This window comes from Escherichia sp. E2562, assembly GCF_005781075.1.
GTDB lineage: Bacteria > Pseudomonadota > Gammaproteobacteria > Enterobacterales > Enterobacteriaceae > Escherichia.
On record NZ_VATM01000014.1, the window covers coordinates 23,041 to 40,420 of the forward strand.

9 protein-coding genes and 1 pseudogene are annotated in these 17,380 nt (G+C 48.2%); 4 read left to right on the plus strand and 6 right to left on the minus strand.

The genetic code is table 11. From position 1 onward, the window contains the following. Nucleotides 1-22: 22 nt before the first annotated feature. Nucleotides 23-4,012, minus strand: a complete 3,990-nt coding sequence (locus FEK43_RS17835; protein WP_135408113.1) for an autotransporter outer membrane beta-barrel domain-containing protein — start codon at nucleotides 4,010-4,012, stop codon at nucleotides 23-25. A 597-nt stretch (nucleotides 4,013-4,609) separates the two neighbouring features. Here FEK43_RS17835 and FEK43_RS23185 point away from each other — a divergent pair. Then, nucleotides 4,610-4,839: pseudogene (locus FEK43_RS23185) on the plus strand (choline dehydrogenase); the annotation flags it as partial. A 95-nt stretch (nucleotides 4,840-4,934) separates the two neighbouring features. Here the strand turns inward: FEK43_RS23185 and FEK43_RS17845 are convergent. The 4 genes from FEK43_RS17845 to FEK43_RS17860 all read right to left on the minus strand — a co-directional run bounded on the left by FEK43_RS17845 (nucleotide 4,935) and on the right by FEK43_RS17860 (nucleotide 9,158). After that, complete coding sequence (locus FEK43_RS17845) at nucleotides 4,935-5,630, minus strand: lactate utilization protein C (RefSeq protein ID WP_135408115.1); 696 nt, start codon at nucleotides 5,628-5,630, stop codon at nucleotides 4,935-4,937. Next, entirely contained in the window at nucleotides 5,623-7,050 is a 1,428-nt protein-coding gene (locus FEK43_RS17850) for a LutB/LldF family L-lactate oxidation iron-sulfur protein (RefSeq protein ID WP_135408117.1), read from the minus strand. The genes FEK43_RS17845 and FEK43_RS17850 overlap by 8 nt, the downstream gene beginning before the upstream one ends. Nucleotides 7,051-7,060: 10 nt before the next feature. Further along, a complete protein-coding gene (locus FEK43_RS17855; protein WP_130218352.1) occupies nucleotides 7,061-7,780 on the minus strand; it encodes a (Fe-S)-binding protein in 720 nt (239 codons plus the stop codon). A 508-nt stretch (nucleotides 7,781-8,288) separates the two neighbouring features. Next, nucleotides 8,289-9,158: an aldo/keto reductase gene (locus tag FEK43_RS17860; protein WP_135408119.1), complete on the minus strand. Its 870-nt coding sequence runs from the start codon at nucleotides 9,156-9,158 to the stop codon at nucleotides 8,289-8,291. Between the two features lie 394 nt (nucleotides 9,159-9,552). On the opposite strand from FEK43_RS17860, the gene FEK43_RS17865 reads away from it, so the two are divergent. Next, complete coding sequence (locus FEK43_RS17865) at nucleotides 9,553-10,404, plus strand: helix-turn-helix domain-containing protein (RefSeq protein ID WP_135408122.1); 852 nt, start codon at nucleotides 9,553-9,555, stop codon at nucleotides 10,402-10,404. 139 nt (nucleotides 10,405-10,543) lie between these two features. On the opposite strand, the gene fdeC is transcribed toward FEK43_RS17865, so the two are convergent. Then, a complete protein-coding gene (fdeC, locus tag FEK43_RS17870; protein ID WP_138158674.1) occupies nucleotides 10,544-14,797 on the minus strand; it encodes an inverse autotransporter adhesin FdeC in 4,254 nt (1,417 codons plus the stop codon). A gap of 565 nt (nucleotides 14,798-15,362) precedes the next feature. On the opposite strand from fdeC, the gene FEK43_RS17875 reads away from it, so the two are divergent. Together FEK43_RS17875 and FEK43_RS17880 are read left to right on the plus strand one after the other, a co-directional pair. Continuing rightward, nucleotides 15,363-16,214, plus strand: a complete 852-nt coding sequence (locus FEK43_RS17875) for an aldo/keto reductase (protein ID WP_135408125.1) — start codon at nucleotides 15,363-15,365, stop codon at nucleotides 16,212-16,214. A 26-nt stretch (nucleotides 16,215-16,240) separates the two neighbouring features. Then, the gene (locus tag FEK43_RS17880; protein WP_130218362.1) at nucleotides 16,241-17,230 is read left to right on the plus strand and encodes an aldo/keto reductase; all 990 of its coding nucleotides are present in this window, start codon (nucleotides 16,241-16,243) and stop codon (nucleotides 17,228-17,230) included. Nucleotides 17,231-17,380 lie beyond the last annotated feature (150 nt).

Below are 17,380 nucleotides of genomic sequence, written 5' to 3' on the forward strand. Positions count from 1 at the left end.
CTCCTTTTACTTATTATTCAGATCAGAATTGCCACTTAACGCCAATCATTGCAGAGGTGTCATTATATCCCTTATCAGCAACCTGAACGCCCACATTTCCCCAGACATTCAGGTTGGCATTTAGCTGTCCTTCAACACCCGTCTTTATCTCGGCAATATTTCGGGCGCCATCCTGAGTGACTGACACGCCATCCATGCTGGTGCTGAAATCCTTACTGTTATGCAACCAGTTCACTTCCACAAATGGCTGGAACTCGCGGGATTTACCGTCGTCCATTTTATGATGACTCTTCAGCCAGGTTTTTACACCAAGTCGAGTCTGAATGTTGCCGTCACCGCTGCTATCAACGAGAGTCCCATTGCTTTCGCGGTGCTTATCGGCTTTGACTCCCATCCAGGTAACCTGTGCTTGCGGCTGAACATACCATTCATTACGCGTTCCCTGACTGCCATTAAATTCAGCTAATTTGTGTTTGTATCCAGCTTCCAGTGAAGCGGTAAATCCTTTTGATTTATAGGATTCACTTTGTAAATCATCCCCTTTCACTGTGTTATCAAACCAGCTGTACTGCGCCCAACTGTCGAGATACGCGCCATTATGCGATTCGTCATCAGCATACCAGGTGGCATACAGGCCAGTGCTATATCCATTCACACTCGCTTTTGAACGATAACCGGTTCGCGAGGAAATGGTTTTGCTGTCGCTGTTGCCATATCCCGCCATGACCCCAACATGCCAGCGGTCGTTGCCGTTTTGGCTCCACTGTGCGATGTCGCCTCCCAGTTGCAGAACATAGCGATTGCTTTGGGTTTTCAGCTGGCCGCTGCCATCGCGCCATTTATTATGACCACCTTCATGGCGCATCCACATAGTGGTTTGTTTCTGCTCACCCGTCACCATGTCGGTATAGTACGTATTACCCAGACGCTCATGCAGACGCGTAGTGAACATGGTATTCGCTGCTGCAAGGTTCGCGATGTAGCTGCCCGCTTCCGGTCGCAGGTCATTATCCACATTCAGATCCGGACCCGGCGTCGGCTCTGGAGTCGGAGTCGGAGTCGGAGTCGGAGTCGGATTAGGCTCCGGATTCGGCATCGGCTCTGGCTCCGGTTGCGGTTCAGCTGAATCACCACCACTGGTCAGATACCAGTTTCCGCTGTTTGCCCCCTTACCACGCGCGAGAGTGTAGTCATATGCGCCCGCAACGATACGTCCCGCCTGAACAAATTCCCCCTCAGACTTACCATCAACATGGATAAGTTCGATACCGTTAAGCGTTTTAGCGCCTGTACCACCAGCGTTATTCACCGTAACGGAAGTCGTGCCGCTGGTATCGCCCTCAACAACCAGTTTATCCGTCACTGAATCATCGCCATTCAGTGCCGTATTCATCACCAGTCGGCCGTTATCACCGTGGTAGTTCCCCTTCACAACCAACGCGTTGCCCGCTTGCTGTCCAGACTCTCCGGTCATCAGCGTACCGTTGTTAGTCAGGTTGCCGCCCAGGGTGTAATTCGCAGGCACAGCCGCTCTTTTTTCAGCGCTATTATTCAACACCAGGGTACCGTTGTTCTCAACATTTGCGCTACCCAATCCCTGTGCATGACTTACCAGAACATTAGCCGAGCTGGCAATATTCATATTAGCCGTCAGGTTGTTGTTATCGCCCGCAAGGTCCAGCGTGCCGTCCTGAATATTCAGCTCCCCGTTACCCGTTAACGAACCGGCTGAAGTCCCCCCGTTGGCAAGAGTCAGGCTCCCGCCGTTTAAGTTCAGCAGCGAATCGGCGCTCCCATTGAGCGTATCCACGGTCTGGCTGTGACCATTCATATCCAGTTCAGTCTCTGCCGCCAGACGCAGTTCACGGGTATTACCCAACACGTTATCGTTATTCAACAAGAGCGTCCCGCTGCGCAGATCGGTAATACCGGTATAGTCGTTGTCTTTGTTAGAAAGCGATACGGTCTGACCTTTCTGGCTGCTGAATGCCAGGTCACCACTGCCGGTAATCTTTGCGCTGAGATCGGCGGCATTGTCACTTTTACCGTTAGCGCTCAGCACCAGGGCATCGCTGTCGGTCGCCTGCAAATCAAGCTGCGTCAGGCCATAGCCGATATACAGGCCATCATTGTTTACCCCACTCGTCAGACGATAGTCGTAAGTGCCGACGGCCGCTGTTTGTCCATTCTGCTGAATATCACGTTGGGCGCTGCTGGAGAGAATTTGCCCATTTTTATCCTGCAATTGCAGGTTGCCCGCATCGCCCAGAACTTCCGCACCTTGTGCATCAACCAGCTTAATGGTGCTGTTACCATCATCAACTTCAGTAAGCGATAACGCGGAGTCAATATCACGAGATACTGAGCTTACAACGTCACGGTCAGAAACCTGAATCACACCCTCGCCGCGCAGATCCAGCGTTTTACTAACGTTGACCGTCCCTTCTGTCATCTGTGCACCCGCTGTCAGGGCACCAAAATCAACGGTTCCGCCGGAGAATCCCAAAGTGCTAATGGAGTGAGCGCCCTTACCCACCGTTACCAGGCTTCCCTGACCCGCAGTGATCCCGCCTCTCTGCAGAAACTCAGCATTCTTTTCCAGGTTAAATGTCGTGTTCTGGAACGCCAGTGAACCCTGGAACCAGTCTGTATAAGCAAAATCATCGAAGGAGAATTCGTGATTCCCCATGTTTATTTCAACAATGCCTTTACCTTCAAGATCGTTATCAAATACCCAATCTTTGTTGGCATTAATTTGCAATTTGCCATCAACATCCAGATCCGCGTTGCCAATGTTTTTTTCTTCAGAAATAACCGCGACAGCATCGGAAGCAACATCAATATATCCGCTGAATGCATAGTTATTGCCGGTCAACTCCACCGTCCCACTGTCGATACTTATTGTACCGTTGCCGGAGATCTTATTGGCAAAGGTCATGCTATCCTCAGCCTTCAGGTGTAATTTCCCGCGGTTGGTGATATCTGCAGTGCCTATATTTTGGGTGATCCCCAACGCCCCATTTTTCTCAATCGTTACTTTGCCGCTAAAGGCAGAGTTATCACCGGTTAAGTAAGTCGTGCCATTGAGCGCATTGATGTAACCCAGGCCATCGCTGCCACTGACAATATCCGCGGAAATAGTCGCATTTTTATCCGTGTGGTTTAAGGTGATTTTCTTCTCGGATGTCTTTGCCCACACAAACTCAATTTTTTCGGCATCAATAATCCCTGCTGCTTTCGCATCACTCCCTTGCTGTGCACCTAACGCCAACTCAGAGTTGGTGCTTAAACTAATAGTCGGCGCAGAAATTTTACCACCTTCTGAAACAGCAAGTGTTGTATCGGAGACTTGATCATAATAGCCCAGGCTAATTTTCTCACTGGCATTAACTTCACCGCCGTTATTAACTGACAGGTACTGATTACCACCGTAACTGCCGTAAACGCCCATAAAGAAGGTTTTAGAATTTACCTGGCTGCCTTCACCACTGACATTTCCCTGCAAATAAGTCAGACGACTGGTGCCCTTAACATGGATTTTGCCGCCGTTGGAGACGTTAAAATAGCCGCGATCATGTCTCATGCCTGAGTTTGACTCATATAAATCATCAGCATACAACTCACTGCCGGCATTGGCGACGTTCAGGAAACCTGTACCTTTCAGCAAAAAGTTAAGTGGGCCATTGATATGCACCTTCCCTCCGGTGATATCCAGCCCACCACCAGAGTCGAGCGTAAAACGTGGACGAGAAGATTCTGTCGCATTGATTACCAGATTGGCATTATTGGTCACCGTAATACGGTAATCGATGCTCTTGTTCTCTTTGCCAAAATCAATAGTCGTATCCTTGTTTACGATGACATTATCAGCGAATACCAGAGATGAATATAAACTTATCGCGCTAATTAAAACAGCCCGGGACTTTTTACCTTTTATTTTGCTTCCCAGTTCAGAGCAGACACTCCAACAGTTACGGGACCTGTTCCACTTTAGCCGATATATTTTATTCATCACAATCTCCAGCAATACATCCAAATAAAACCAAGATTGCATAAACAGCAACGCATAAAATGCCATCCCGGTTGCTGCTCATGGCATATATAAATTCAAAAAAATCGCATAACATTGATAACCACATACCTGGGTATGCAGTTCAGAGAGTAATAATAGATTAACTTACTACCGGACACCTATTTCAAATTAACAATCTTAACTTTACCCTTACATTAGCACCCAGTCTCAAACATATGCGCATTATATGTATCTGAAAGCTCAAATCAACTCAAAATATAAACAAGAAGCAGGCATTACACCCATAATATATAACCAACGAAAGTGATAACTCTAATTAGGTATTTAAATATAAGAATTATCTTATTAAGAAATATATATGCGTATAAGACTGAATCCATTCAGCTTTCATTCATATAAAATCGTTAATTAATAGAATATAAGATTTACAAGTGACTAAGAGGAATTACAAGATATGAAATTACAACTATATATAATATATGCATAAAATTCTACAGTGGGTCAATAATTCCCGTACCATATGCAGAGATGGCGCAGTTTTATGCACGTCCTGGAACATCACACTATTTCCTGTGTGTCGATTGTCAGACCGATGAACAGCTCAACGAACTTGTGCGTAATTGCACCGAAACCGCCTTTCCCCCGTGCGATGCGTACAGAACAGACTACGACGAGACGGCGGGCCGTATACGAACTGGAGGGCCTGCGCGTGGTGGATGCATCAATTATGATTGGCGAAAAGCACGGCTGCGTATTTTGTGGCTAATGGAATGCCGCTGAGAACTAAAAATTCAGTCGCGACTTGATTTGGCTGTAGGCCTTGTAAGGTTGAGAGTTACCGTTTTGATATGGGACTGAATCCTGCCATAAAAACGTGAGGTAACTCTCATGTTACTCCCTCTCAGCAATCCTCAATGATCAGGTACACCGCCTTTACCGGGCCATGAACCCCGACGACTTTGATAAGCTCAATATCCGCCGTTGAACTGGGGCCACTAATAATGTTAATGCAGGACGGCATACGTTCACCGGACTGCGCTTTCTGATGCAATTGTTCTGCGAGTTGCGCCACACGTGGCAGGATGGTGCTTTTGCGCAGGATAAAAATTGAGGACTCAGGGAGCAAACTCAACGAGCGCCCACGCTCAGCAGCGGAAAAAAGCACCACGCCTCCCGATTCTGTTAAGCCATATTCAGCATAAACTACGCCAACTTTAGCCTGCTCTGCCTGCGAGATATTCTCGGCACCTTTCAGCGGATCCCACACGACGGCATTGCATTCCTGCTGTAAACGTTCACTGATCCCCAGTTCTTCCAGTCGCCTGTCGCCACTAACCACAACCGACTGATCTCCCAGCTCTTTACACAAACGTAATGCAGCATCCGCGGCCTGCGCCTCGCTGATCAGTTCACAACGCGTCAACATGATATCACTGGCAAACTGGATAAATGCGTCACAGCGCTGTTGCTGGTTAAGTTCAGTAAGACGCTCGTTTGCATAGTTGTTAAGCGGTGCATCTTCTGTTTGCGGTTCAAGTCGCAACGGACGACCCAGTGCCTGAGCAATGTTTTGCAAGAATTCGCTTCGATTATCCATTCTTTTTCTCCTGCGCCTGATGTTTCTTAAACCAACTACGGAAACTCTCGCCGTCAGCTTCAGGAAGATCGCGGGCTTCCATCCAGTCGCTAATCGCACCGATCTTGAGTGGTGTTTTGCCGCCACTGATAAACCAGCTTGCCGCATGAGCGCCTGCCATCATTCCGACTTTCCACAATCCCGGATGACTATTGGCATAAGCGAACATTTTAATCGCCCGTTGCTCTGCTTTTGCGGTGATCCCTTTTTCAGCCATCACTCGACGATGGCGCAAAATCAGTTTTGACAGAGGAATACGCACCGGACACACGCTGTCACAGGCCGTGCATAAAGAGCAGGCGTAGGGTAAATCTTTAAAATCTTTATAGCCGCCAAGTAGCGGAGAAATCACCGCGCCGATTGGCCCTGGGTAAATAGATCCGTATCCGTGACCTCCAATGTGGCGATATGCCGGACAAGTATTCATGCAGGCCCCGCAGCGAATACAGCGCAGCACATCCCGAAATTCAGAGGCCAGCACTTCAGAACGCCCGTTATCAACAATAACCAGATGAAACTCTTCTGGCCCGTCCACATGCCCCGCTTCGCGCGGCCCTGTCAGCCAGGTGTTGTATCCCGTCAAACGTGCGCCAACGGCACTACGCGCCAGCATGGTGATCAATACATCAACCTCGGCAAACGTGGGGGCAATACGCTCCATCCCCATCACCGCGATGTGCGTTTTAGGTAGCGTGGTACACATTCGCGCATTGCCTTCATTGGTCACCAGGCATACCGAACCTGTTTCTGCTACCGCGAAATTACAGCCGGTTATACCGATTTCGGCACTGAGGAAATCTTCACGGATCTTTTGACGAATGAATAAGGTCATCGCTTCAGGCGTCTCCGGGCCATCATAGCCCAGACGTTCGTGTAGCACCCGGCGGATCTGGTGGCGATCTTTATGGATAGCCGGAACCACAACATGAGATGGCGGATCTTGATCCAACTGAAGAATGTATTCACCCAGATCGGTTTCAATCACCTGAATGCCAGCATCCTGCAACACATGATTGACGCCAATCTCTTCGGTCACCATCGATTTAGATTTCACCACCTTCCGGGCATTTTTGCGTTGGGCGACCTGTAAAATGTAGCGGGTAGCGTCTTCTTTGGTTTTTGCAAAATAGACGTGACCGCCGTTTTGCGACACTTTTTCGGAGAGCTGGTACAGATAAGCGTCAAGATTACTCAGAACATGATCACGTATCTGGCTGGCACGATCGCGCCACTCCTCCCAGTGACCTAATTCATCGACCATTTTTTGCCGATTTGCCCCAATACGCTGCTGCGCGTTTGCCACCGCTTTGCGCATGATCGGATCTTCAATTTGCTGACGGATGCGTGTCTTGAATTCTGTATTACTGGTTTTGATCGACATCTTTATACCCTCAGCGGCTCATCAGCACTTCAGCAATATGCATCACTTTGACTTTCTGCCCTTCCCGTTGTAATCGCCCACTTATATTCAGCAAGCAACTAATGTCGGCACCAATTAAATACTCAGGACAGACCTCCATCAGGTGTGAAACCTTTTCTTTCACCATCTCGCCGGAAATTTCGGCCATTTTGACCGAGAACGTACCGCCAAACCCGCAGCAAGTATCCTGTTCGGCAAAGGGCAACAGCTCCAGTCCACGTACATTTTTTAGCAGCGTAAGTGGTTCATCCTTCACGCCCAACTTACGGGCCAGACTACAGGATGGATGGTACACCGCCCTCCCTTGCAAGCTGGCGCCTACATCAACGACCCCAAGTGTATTGACAATAAAAGAAGTGAGATCCTGCATACGCGCGGCGACCTTTTCTGCACGTGATGCCCATTCTGGTTCGTCAGCCAGATATGTTGGGTAACTTTTTACGGCGTAAGTGCAGGAACCGGCGGGCGAAATAATGGGATCGTCGTTATCTTCAAGTGCAGCGATCAGATTTTTCATTCCTGGGATCGCTTCTTTGATATAACCACTATTGATCGCAGGCTGACCGCAGCATCCCTGTTTCTCAGGAAAATTTACGCGACAGCCGAGTTTTTCCAGGAGCAGCACGGAGTCGCGTGCCATCCTTGATTTCAGGGCATCACCGATACAGGTAACAAAGAAATTTACATTCACAACCAATACTCCATTGCTTCATTTCTATTTATGCCTGATCGCAACCACTCCTTCCGGGTTATCAGACATCAATAAAAATGGCGGCTTTTTTATTGGGTAGCAGAATACAAATTCAAACTGATTTGTATGACAAATCAATAATCCATCATTGGATACCTGGATGCAATAGCTAATTTTATTTCTTTCGGCGTCGCTCACATTTTTATAATGATCGCCACTAACAATACGGAATCATGCATTCGATATAATAACGTCATGAATCCAATCGAATTTATCTTAAACACCCATTTAGAGATACTCATTTAGTATCTGTTAAAACAGTCCACCAAATGAGTATAAATGAAATTATTAACAATAATTACACAACCATTAATAACTGTAATTTTATCTTACTGAAGCGATTCAGTGTGTTTTTATAATGAGATCCCGCCTTCGGAAAATATATAATAACATCTGCTATAAGTTATATTTTCAGAGGGCGGGTCAGGTAGCATCCTGATAAGTCTAATTAGTTATGTATTTTTACGCCAAGACAGCCACGAACAAACTCAGGATTAAAATGTTTTACGGATTCGCCAACATACCCCAGATCAAGTGAGCTTATTTGCGCCATTTCTTTCTCTGTCAGTGAAAAATCCCAGATAGCGAAGTTCTCTTCAATACGATGCTGATGAGTCGATTTTGGAATAACAACCACTCCCCGTTGAATATTCCAGCGTAGAATTACCTGAGAAATCGATTTTTGGTGGGCATTTGCAATACCCTGAAGCAGGCTGTTTTCAAATGGTTTATGTCTTCCCCCGCCTAATGGTGCCCATGCTTCAGGTTGCACGTTGTAGTACTTCATGGTTGCCAGCGCTTCTGGTTGGGCAAAATAGGGATGCAACTCAACCTGGTTGACCATTGGCTTAATTCTGACTGTTTCACAAAAATTTGCCAGAACATGAGGATAGAAATTGGAAACCCCAATCGCTTTCAGTTTGCCCTCTTCATAAGCCTCTTCCAGTGCACGCCATGCACTGAAATAATCACGCATTGCCTGGTGCAATAAATAGAGATCAAAGTATTCAAGTCCCGATTTTTTTAATGACGCTTCAATACCTGCTTTTGCCGTATCCTGATCAACCATGTCCTGCACCCACAATTTAGACGTAATAAATAACTCCTCGCGGGTACAGAAACCTTCCGAAATGGCTTCACGAATAGCCTCGCCGACGGCGTCTTCATTACCATATACCGCTGCAGTGTCGATGAGCCGATAACCGGTTCGGATAGCATTCAACACTGATTGTTTACACACTTCTTTATCGGTAACCTGAAAAACACCAAATCCCATCATCGGCATTTTCAGATTGTTGCTTAATACGGAAAATTCCACTAGCAGTCCCTCCATTACATATGAATCATTAGTCTACGTTAAAACATGACCGCAGATTAGTATGTGGATTTTGATATCACTTATGTAAAAATTTCATTAATAATAGGGGACTGTAATCTCTCTATTATGGGAAAAATGAAGCAGACACGATGAGATTGATGACAAGCACAAAATTGCCTGATGCGCTATGATTATCATGCCTACCAGAGAATCGCAATTTATTGAATTTGCGCTATTTTGTTGGCTGGATAAGTTCCGGCATACACAACAAGCATTAGCCAACAATCTGAGATACTGTCAGTCGCCTGGCCTCGGACCTTTCTGTTTTTGATACACTAATAGCCTTTGTCATACGAAAAATGTACGAAATGGCGAAGGGTAAATGGAGAATGTTATGATCAGGCAGAAGATTTTGCAGCAACTCCTGGAGTGGATTGAGTGCAATCTCGGTAACCCTATCTCAATCGAAGATATCGCACAGAAATCTGGCTACAGTAGACGCAATGTCCAGCTCCTGTTCAGAAACTTCATGCATGTGCCGCTGGGAGAATACATTCGCAAACGAAGACTTTGCCGGGCAGCTATTCTTGTCCGACTCACAGCGAAATCTATGCTTGATATTGCACTATCTTTGCATTTTGATTCACAGCAGTCATTCAGTCGCGAATTTAAAAAGTTGTTCGGATGCTCTCCTCGAGAATACCGGCTCCGTGATTATTGGGATCTGGAAAATATCTTCCCTCCATTTTTAGCACGCCAACATACAAAAACTGATTGCACATTAATTCATTTCCCTGAAACACGTATTTTTGGCAATTCATTTAAGTATGATACTGAAATATCGAATAAATCACCGGATGAAGAAGTCAAATTGCGGCGTCATCATTTAGCCAAGTGCATGAAGGATTTTAAGACGGATATCTATTTCGTCTCAACGTTTAAACCATCAACAAAGTCGGTCGATTTACTCACAGTTGAAACCTTTGCTGGTACGGTATGTGAATATGCTGACATGCCGAAAGAGTGGACAACGACCCGAGGACTTTATGCCTCTTTCCGTTATGAAGGAAATTGGGAACATTACTCTGACTGGGTTCGGAACATCTATCTGATAGAGTTGCCTGCCAGAGGGTTAGCCAGAGTGAACGGCAGCGATATTGAGCGATTTTATTACAATGAAGATTTCGTAGAAAAGGATGGCAATGATGTTGTTTGCGAAATTTTTATCCCCGTTCGTCCGGTTTAGTTTGTCGCTATGTCTTATTGAGTTTTATCCTGGCCTGCGACTGTTTAATCAGTAGCAGGCCAGGTATTCAGTGAATAATGGCGTTGAGCATGTCAACACCATTATTCTTTATTAGATCGTCACTTTCATACTATTCAAATTATGGCGTCTCCTCCTCGCCCTTTTCAGTATTTGCATCCACGGCGTTAATTGTCACCTTCACAGGCGTCATTTCGTACCCGCCATACGTCAGTGCGTGGAATGTGAACGTATAGGTACCTGGCTTGGTGGTACTAAATGTACGCGTGATTTTCCCGCTCGAGAAATGGTCGGCCTTCGACGGCGAGAACTTATAATCCGCCTCTGTCACGTCTTTCGGAGCCTCAATGTCAACCCACATAGTTCCTCCTACGGGGTTGTTTGCCGAGAACAGGGTAACCGTCATTGTTGCGGTAGTTACCCCATCCGCCACCAGAGATGACACATCAGATTTTGCGGTGAGCTCCGCGTTTTTATCATCCGCGACGAATTTAGATTCGGCGGTTTTCATCGAGACCTGACCGTCTGCCTGTTCCACTTTCGCCGTGAGTGTATATTTCGCTGCGACAGTGGTCGTGGCGGTGAAAATAGCCTGTCCTTGCTCATTAGTTTTCGCCGTCCCATTGGGAGTCAGCTCTAACTTCGCCGGGCTGGCGGTCAGCGTCACGTCGGTATCTTTCAACAGGTTGTTATTAGCATCAGTCACCGTAACTTTATACGTCTGTTTGGCTTTGCCATCCGCCAGTGCATAGTTGCCAATCACCTCAATACCGGAGACGGTTGCGGTAGCCTTATCGGCCACAAACGTTACAGTCTGCGTATTCGAAGGCTTGTCATTTCCTGCCGACGCCGTGATTTCATACGTTCCGGCAGTCACGGAAACCACTTTCAGTACCGCTTTACCCTCCTCGTTGGCGTTCACCATGATATTACCGTCTGCAAGCGGTTTGACGCCCCGAGGCAGATTAAAGACGACCACAGCGCCAGGAAGAAGGTTGTCGTATTGATCCTTAACCGTTGCCGTCAGCGTAAAGGCATCTTTGTCGTTTGCCACTTTTTCCGCGGCGTCATCAACCTCCAGGGTCGCCTGACCGGTACTGAAATCCGCTTTAAATTTCACCGTAACCGTCTTCTGCGCACCATTCACCGAAGCGGTAATATTGTGTTCCCCGGCAACCGTTGACATCAGCTCAATGTTGGCTTTACCTGCCGCATCGGTTGTTACCGTATTCCCCGTCTTGCTGGTCACACCTTTCGGCAGAGTCAGCGTCACATTTTGTCCCTGCAACGGGTTGCCATAGCGGTCCACAACGGTCAGGGTTACCTGGTTAGTCGACTGTCCATTTGCCACTTGGTTATCAACCTTCACCGTCATATCACTGATCACTGCCTGGGAAGCGTCACCTGCAACATTCAGCACCAGTGGCTGAGCAACGGCATTTTGGCCGTTCACTCGCGGCATCACAGACAACTGACCCGCGGCAGAGCCCAGAGTTAAGGTCGCCACGTAGACCCCATTACTTGTTTCTGTCCAGTCTCCTGTTGAAGGTCGCTCTGTCCCCGTGCTGGCGGCACCACTAAACTGCGGTGCATCTGGCTTCAACCCGGTGACAAGGTTCCCATACGCATCCTTCGCGGTGAAGGTGAGTTCCGTCGTCGCTTTGACGGTCGGAGCATCATTATCCGCAACAAGCGTAGAGTTCGCTGATGACATATCCCCGGCGACGACAGTCAAATGCGCAGCATCGGTGGCTGCTGGCTGGCCGTTGAATAGCGGCATGACGAGAAGCTCACCTGTCTTTCCGCCTGCGGTCAGCGTAGCGACATAGGAACCATCGCCTTGCTCGGTCCAGTTGGATACCGTCGCCCCTGCAGATGCAACACCTGTCAGGCTTGCCGACAGGGAAAGGCCGCTGATAGCGTTGCCATGCACATCTTTTGCAATAAGCGTCACGGTTGTGCTTTCTCCTGCTTTTACGTGATCTTTTGCCACAGAGACTGTCGACTGGCCTGAAGATAAAGCATCGGCCACCACGGTCACTTTAGCCGCACTAGCTGCCGCGTCCTGTCCATTGAGCTTCGGCATAACCACTAATTCACCCGCCGTAGTGCCGAGAGAAATCTGCGCGGTCCAGGTCCCGTCGCCATTATCCGTCCAGCCTGATGCCTTAGAACCCGCAGCGGCTGCGCCCGATAATGATGGTGCATCAGGATTGAGGCCAGTTACAGAGTTGCCATTGGCATCTTTTGCCGCCCAGATTGCCGTAAGCGTACCGCCAACCACCGGTTTATCCGGATTCAGGGTGATGGTCGAATGTGCTGCATCAAGCGGCCCGGCGACAAACTTCAGCGTTTGTTGCAATGAGCCCAACTGATACTGCTCGCTAAAGGCACGCACAACAATGTTTCCGGCACGGGTCGAAGAAACCGTAGCGCTGTAAACGCCTGGTTTTATCTCCGAAATGGTACCAATGGTGACACCGCTGCTATCCTGCGGAACAAATCGCAAGCGGCTGGCCTCTCCCGTCACCGGGTTACCATCAGTATCCACCGCAGTCAGCGTCAGCGTGTGGGATTGCTGACCATCGGCAACCACGTCTCCTGAAGATTCATTCACGCTCAGAGTAGACTTCGACACATCCATCATCGTGGCGCGCAATTCTGCAGTGACGGTTTTGCTCATACCATCAACGCTAACCGTAATCGTTGCCTCACCTGATTGCGTTCCGGTAGTAAAGACAGACTGGTACACCCCAGCTTCAGTTTCGGTGAACTCACTCAGTGTTGGCTGTGCCTGTGATTTAGTGGCCTTCAGGGTACGAGTCACAATATTTCCAGCTGGCTTGAACGTCAGCTCAGACTTGATCTGATCTTTCATACCCGTGACTGGCTGCCCCTCGGCGTCGCGCAGAGAAAGCACCAGTGGCTTTTGCTCACTACCGTTAGCAAGCATTTGGATACGGCTCTGACCGTCAAGCGTTAACGCCGTGCGCTCGGCACTCATACCTGCTCCGGTAATGACCACCTCTGTCTGCACGCGTTTTGAGGCATTGCCTTTGTTATCGTAGGCAACCGCAGAAATCGCATAATAATTGTTTTTGCCTGCCTGATAAGCCGGGAGCGTCACTTGCCACTGATTACCCTGCCCGGTAATTTTTCCGCCTGCGGCCAGCAAAGACGGCGCTTCCCATTGAACATTTTTCAGACCGTGAGTTGCTTTGCTCACCACAAGCCCCAGGGAAACCGTCTGCCCGCCCTTACCTTCAATGCGCTCAGGCAGAGCAATACGGATCACTTCAGATTTGCGATACTCAAGAACGATATTGTTATTACGCTCAACCAGGTCATAGCGGCTGCCTGCCAGTACCCGACGCTCGCGAATGCTATCCGTATCGAGTTGTTTCGCCAAAGGTTCGCCAATTCGGTAGTTAACTTCCAGGCCAAAGCGAGTGTCATTCTCACCGCTCTTGCCCTGCTTATGCCCGGCGCTCAGTGTCAGAAGAGGCACTGGCGTATAGGTCACCTCGGCAGAAATAGCATGCGGGTCTTTCTGGCGCTTATCTTTACCAAACAGCCCGACTTCATCGCCATAATACTGTTCATACATCAGGCTTGCGCCAAGCTGCGGCCAGGCAGGTAAATAGCCCTCTGCGCGGATATCCCAACCATTCGCCGGGCGTTCCTGATAATCCTCAATATCCGGCGATTTTTTCCAGCCAGAAGCGCGGATATAACCATTGGCGCTCAGTTTCAGATAATCGCGCCAGTATTCCGCACCAACACCAATGCGGGTATGACTACGGGATAAATCATGGTCGATAAAGGTGTTCACCCCCGCCATCCAGTCATTTCCTGAAAAATGACGCCAGCCAAAACCAATATTTGACTGAGTACGATCGTCTGTACGATGTATTGCCCCTTGAGTGAACAACATATTTGTCGGTGTATCATAAATCGGATAAAGCATTTCCAGCGAAGAATCCTTCAGCGAGAAATCTTTATCGACATTCAGTTTAACGCGCGCAGTACCATATTTCCCGAGCCACTCCTGGATTTCCTGGGTAGCTTTAGTGGTGGCCATCCCGGTAATAAAATTACGTGTCGCATCGCTATCTGGCTGACTACTCAAAAATGTCCCGGCATTTGCGGCAAACGACGCGACATTTTTCTCCACATTATTATCAGCAGTTACCGTAGTATTTTCCATGCTCAACCGTGGCTGAACCGCATTCTGCGCACGTGCCGCCATTACTGGCGTAAAGGTGACTGCTAGTGGAAAAAGAACCTGAACAGAGATATTTGCCCACGCCACGCAGCGGGCCAGAACTGAATAACGAAATCGTGGTTGTTTATGACCTGTTTTATAACGTGACATTGAGATAATTTCCTGATGAACGAATTAACGAACATAGGCAGACACAAATAATGGCGTCCGCTTGTCAGAAAAACCGGGAATTTCCCGGTTTCCTTTTCCGCAGAAAAGGAAATACCTTTATGTAAGAAAGTACACCGCCACCTAATATATCCAGTGCCTGTAGCCACTCATCAGGTGGTTGGGCGCGGGATTATATTTTTATTTATGGGTGAAAATTTAGCTTTTTGTGCAAGTCATTAAATAGATACCTAAGTTATATTTCTTAGTCTGCGGACAGTGAATAATTCATTATTCAGAGTGAATAATAATGACCTGCCTTTAATTTATCACGATTGGCAATACGTCGAAGTAGGTATATACGCCAGGATAAACCAATATATTTTTTATGGATATTCATTTTCCTTCATCGGACTGTAAATTCCGGGGATATCGAACTTGCACGACTCATCTCAACACTCAAACAGATTTATGAATTTCGTTCATAACCCCTGACAGATCCTGCCGTCTAATCGAGCTCTTCCCTTTACGTTATGCTTCTCATGAACGATAACGGAAGGATAACACCATGCAAAAAGTAAAACTGAACAACGGTATTGAAATGCCCCTGCTGGGCTTTGGTGTATTTCAGATGACCGATGCCGCCGAATGCGAAAGAGCGGTCATTGACGCTATTAACACCGGTTATCGACTGATTGACACCGCCGCCTCCTATCAAAATGAAACCCAGGTCGGGAACGCACTGAAACAAAGCGGTATCGCCCGTAACGAACTCTTTGTCACCACCAAACTCTGGTTGCAGGATACCAGTTATGAAGGAGCCAAAGCCCAGTTCGAACGCTCTCTGAATCGGTTGCAACTTGATTATGTTGACCTGTATTTGATTCACCAGCCATACGGTGATGTCCACGGTGCCTGGCGCGCCATGGAAGAACTGCAACAGGCAGGCAAGATCCGCGCTATTGGCGTCAGTAACTTCCATCCTGACCGACTGGCTGACCTTATCGCCTTTAATAAAGTCGTTCCGGCGGTAAACCAGATTGAAGTTAACCCCTTCAACCAGCAATTACAGGCCGTTCCGTGGATGCAAAGTCGTGGCATTCAGCCAGAAGCCTGGGCACCGTTTGCGGAAGGGAAAAATGGTCTGTTCCAGCATCCTGTTCTCACGGCAATCGGCGCGAAGTATGGCAAAAGCGTGGGCCAGGTTGTTCTGCGCTGGATCTACCAACGAGGCATTGTTTCACTGGCAAAATCAGTGCGAAAAGAACGCATGGAAGAGAACATCAACATTCTCGATTTTGAACTCAGCCCTGAAGATATGCTGCAAATTACCGCCCTGGATACCGCAACCAGCGCGTTCTTCTCTCACCGCGATCCCGCAATGGTGGAATGGCTGACTGGCCGCCAACTTGATGTTTAAGCCGCGATAAAAGAGGTATTCATTCAATGCAAAAACGTTATCTGGGTAAATCCGGACTCGAAGTCTCCGCCCTTGGGCTCGGTTGCATGGGCTTAAGCCACGGCTACGGCCCGGCGACCGATACCCGTCAGGCTATCGAACTTATTCGTGCTGCGGTTGAACGTGGCGTCACCTTCTTCGATACCGCCGAAGTGTATGGTCCGTATCTGAATGAAGAAGTGGTCGGCGAAGCCTTAAAACCGTTTCGTGACCGTGTGGTGATTGCCACTAAATTCGGTTTTACCTTCGGCGATGATAATAAGCAGCAGATTTTAAACAGCCGCCCGGAGCATATCCGTGAAGCCGTTGAAGGCTCATTACGCCGTCTTAAGACTGATGTCATTGACCTTCTGTATCAACACCGTGTTGATCCGGATGTTCCTATTGAAGATGTTGCAGGAACGGTGAAAGACCTAATTGCAGAAGGTAAGGTCAAACATTTCGGCCTGTCTGAAGCGGGAGCACAAACCATTCGTCGTGCACATGCGGTACAACCTGTCACCGCCCTGCAAAGCGAATATTCCATGTGGTGGCGTGAGCCTGAACAGGAAATTCTGCCGTTGCTGGAGGAACTGGGGATTGGTTTTGTACCCTTCAGCCCACTAGGTAAAGGTTTCCTGACGGGGTCGATTAAGCCAGGAACCACTTTCGGCAAGGATGATTACCGTAGCACCGTACCGCGTTTCGCGGCACAAGCTATTGAAGCCAATGAAAAACTGGTCACCTTGTTAGGTGAACTGGCCGCGGAGAAAGGGGTAACATCTGCACAAATCGCACTGGCATGGCTGTTAGCACAAAAGCCATGGATTGTACCCATCCCTGGCACCACTAAACTGCACCGGCTGGAAGAAAACCTGGGTGCTGTCGACATTGTTCTTTCGCGCAATGATACGCAGCAGATAACCGAGGCACTGGAAACAATTAAAATCGTCGGTGAACGTTACTCGCCTGAGCACCAGGCACGCGTAGGCCGTTAATGCCCAAACGGGTCCACAACAAAATGTGGACCCGTTACTCTGAATAGCGAAGTACATCGATCAACAGCGCAAAAGCTGGCGGATGCTGCTTGTGGCTGGGGTAGTAAAGGTAATATCCTGGAAAAGTTGGCTGTAGTGGCATAGTAAATT

Bases quoted from the DNA above. Each gene is read 5' to 3' on its own strand.
- FEK43_RS17875 (WP_135408125.1), top strand. From the start codon at position 15,363: ATGCAAAAAGTAAAACTGAACAACGGTATTGAAATGCCCCTGCTGGGC.
- FEK43_RS17865 (WP_135408122.1), top strand. From the start codon at position 9,553: ATGATCAGGCAGAAGATTTTGCAGCAACTCCTGGAGTGGATTGAGTGC.
- fdeC (WP_138158674.1), bottom strand. From the start codon at position 14,797: ATGTCACGTTATAAAACAGGTCATAAACAACCACGATTTCGTTATTCA.
- FEK43_RS17845 (WP_135408115.1), bottom strand. From the start codon at position 5,630: ATGGATAATCGAAGCGAATTCTTGCAAAACATTGCTCAGGCACTGGGT.
- FEK43_RS17880 (WP_130218362.1), top strand. From the start codon at position 16,241: ATGCAAAAACGTTATCTGGGTAAATCCGGACTCGAAGTCTCCGCCCTT.
- FEK43_RS17850 (WP_135408117.1), bottom strand. From the start codon at position 7,050: ATGTCGATCAAAACCAGTAATACAGAATTCAAGACACGCATCCGTCAG.
- FEK43_RS17835 (WP_135408113.1), bottom strand. From the start codon at position 4,012: ATGAATAAAATATATCGGCTAAAGTGGAACAGGTCCCGTAACTGTTGG.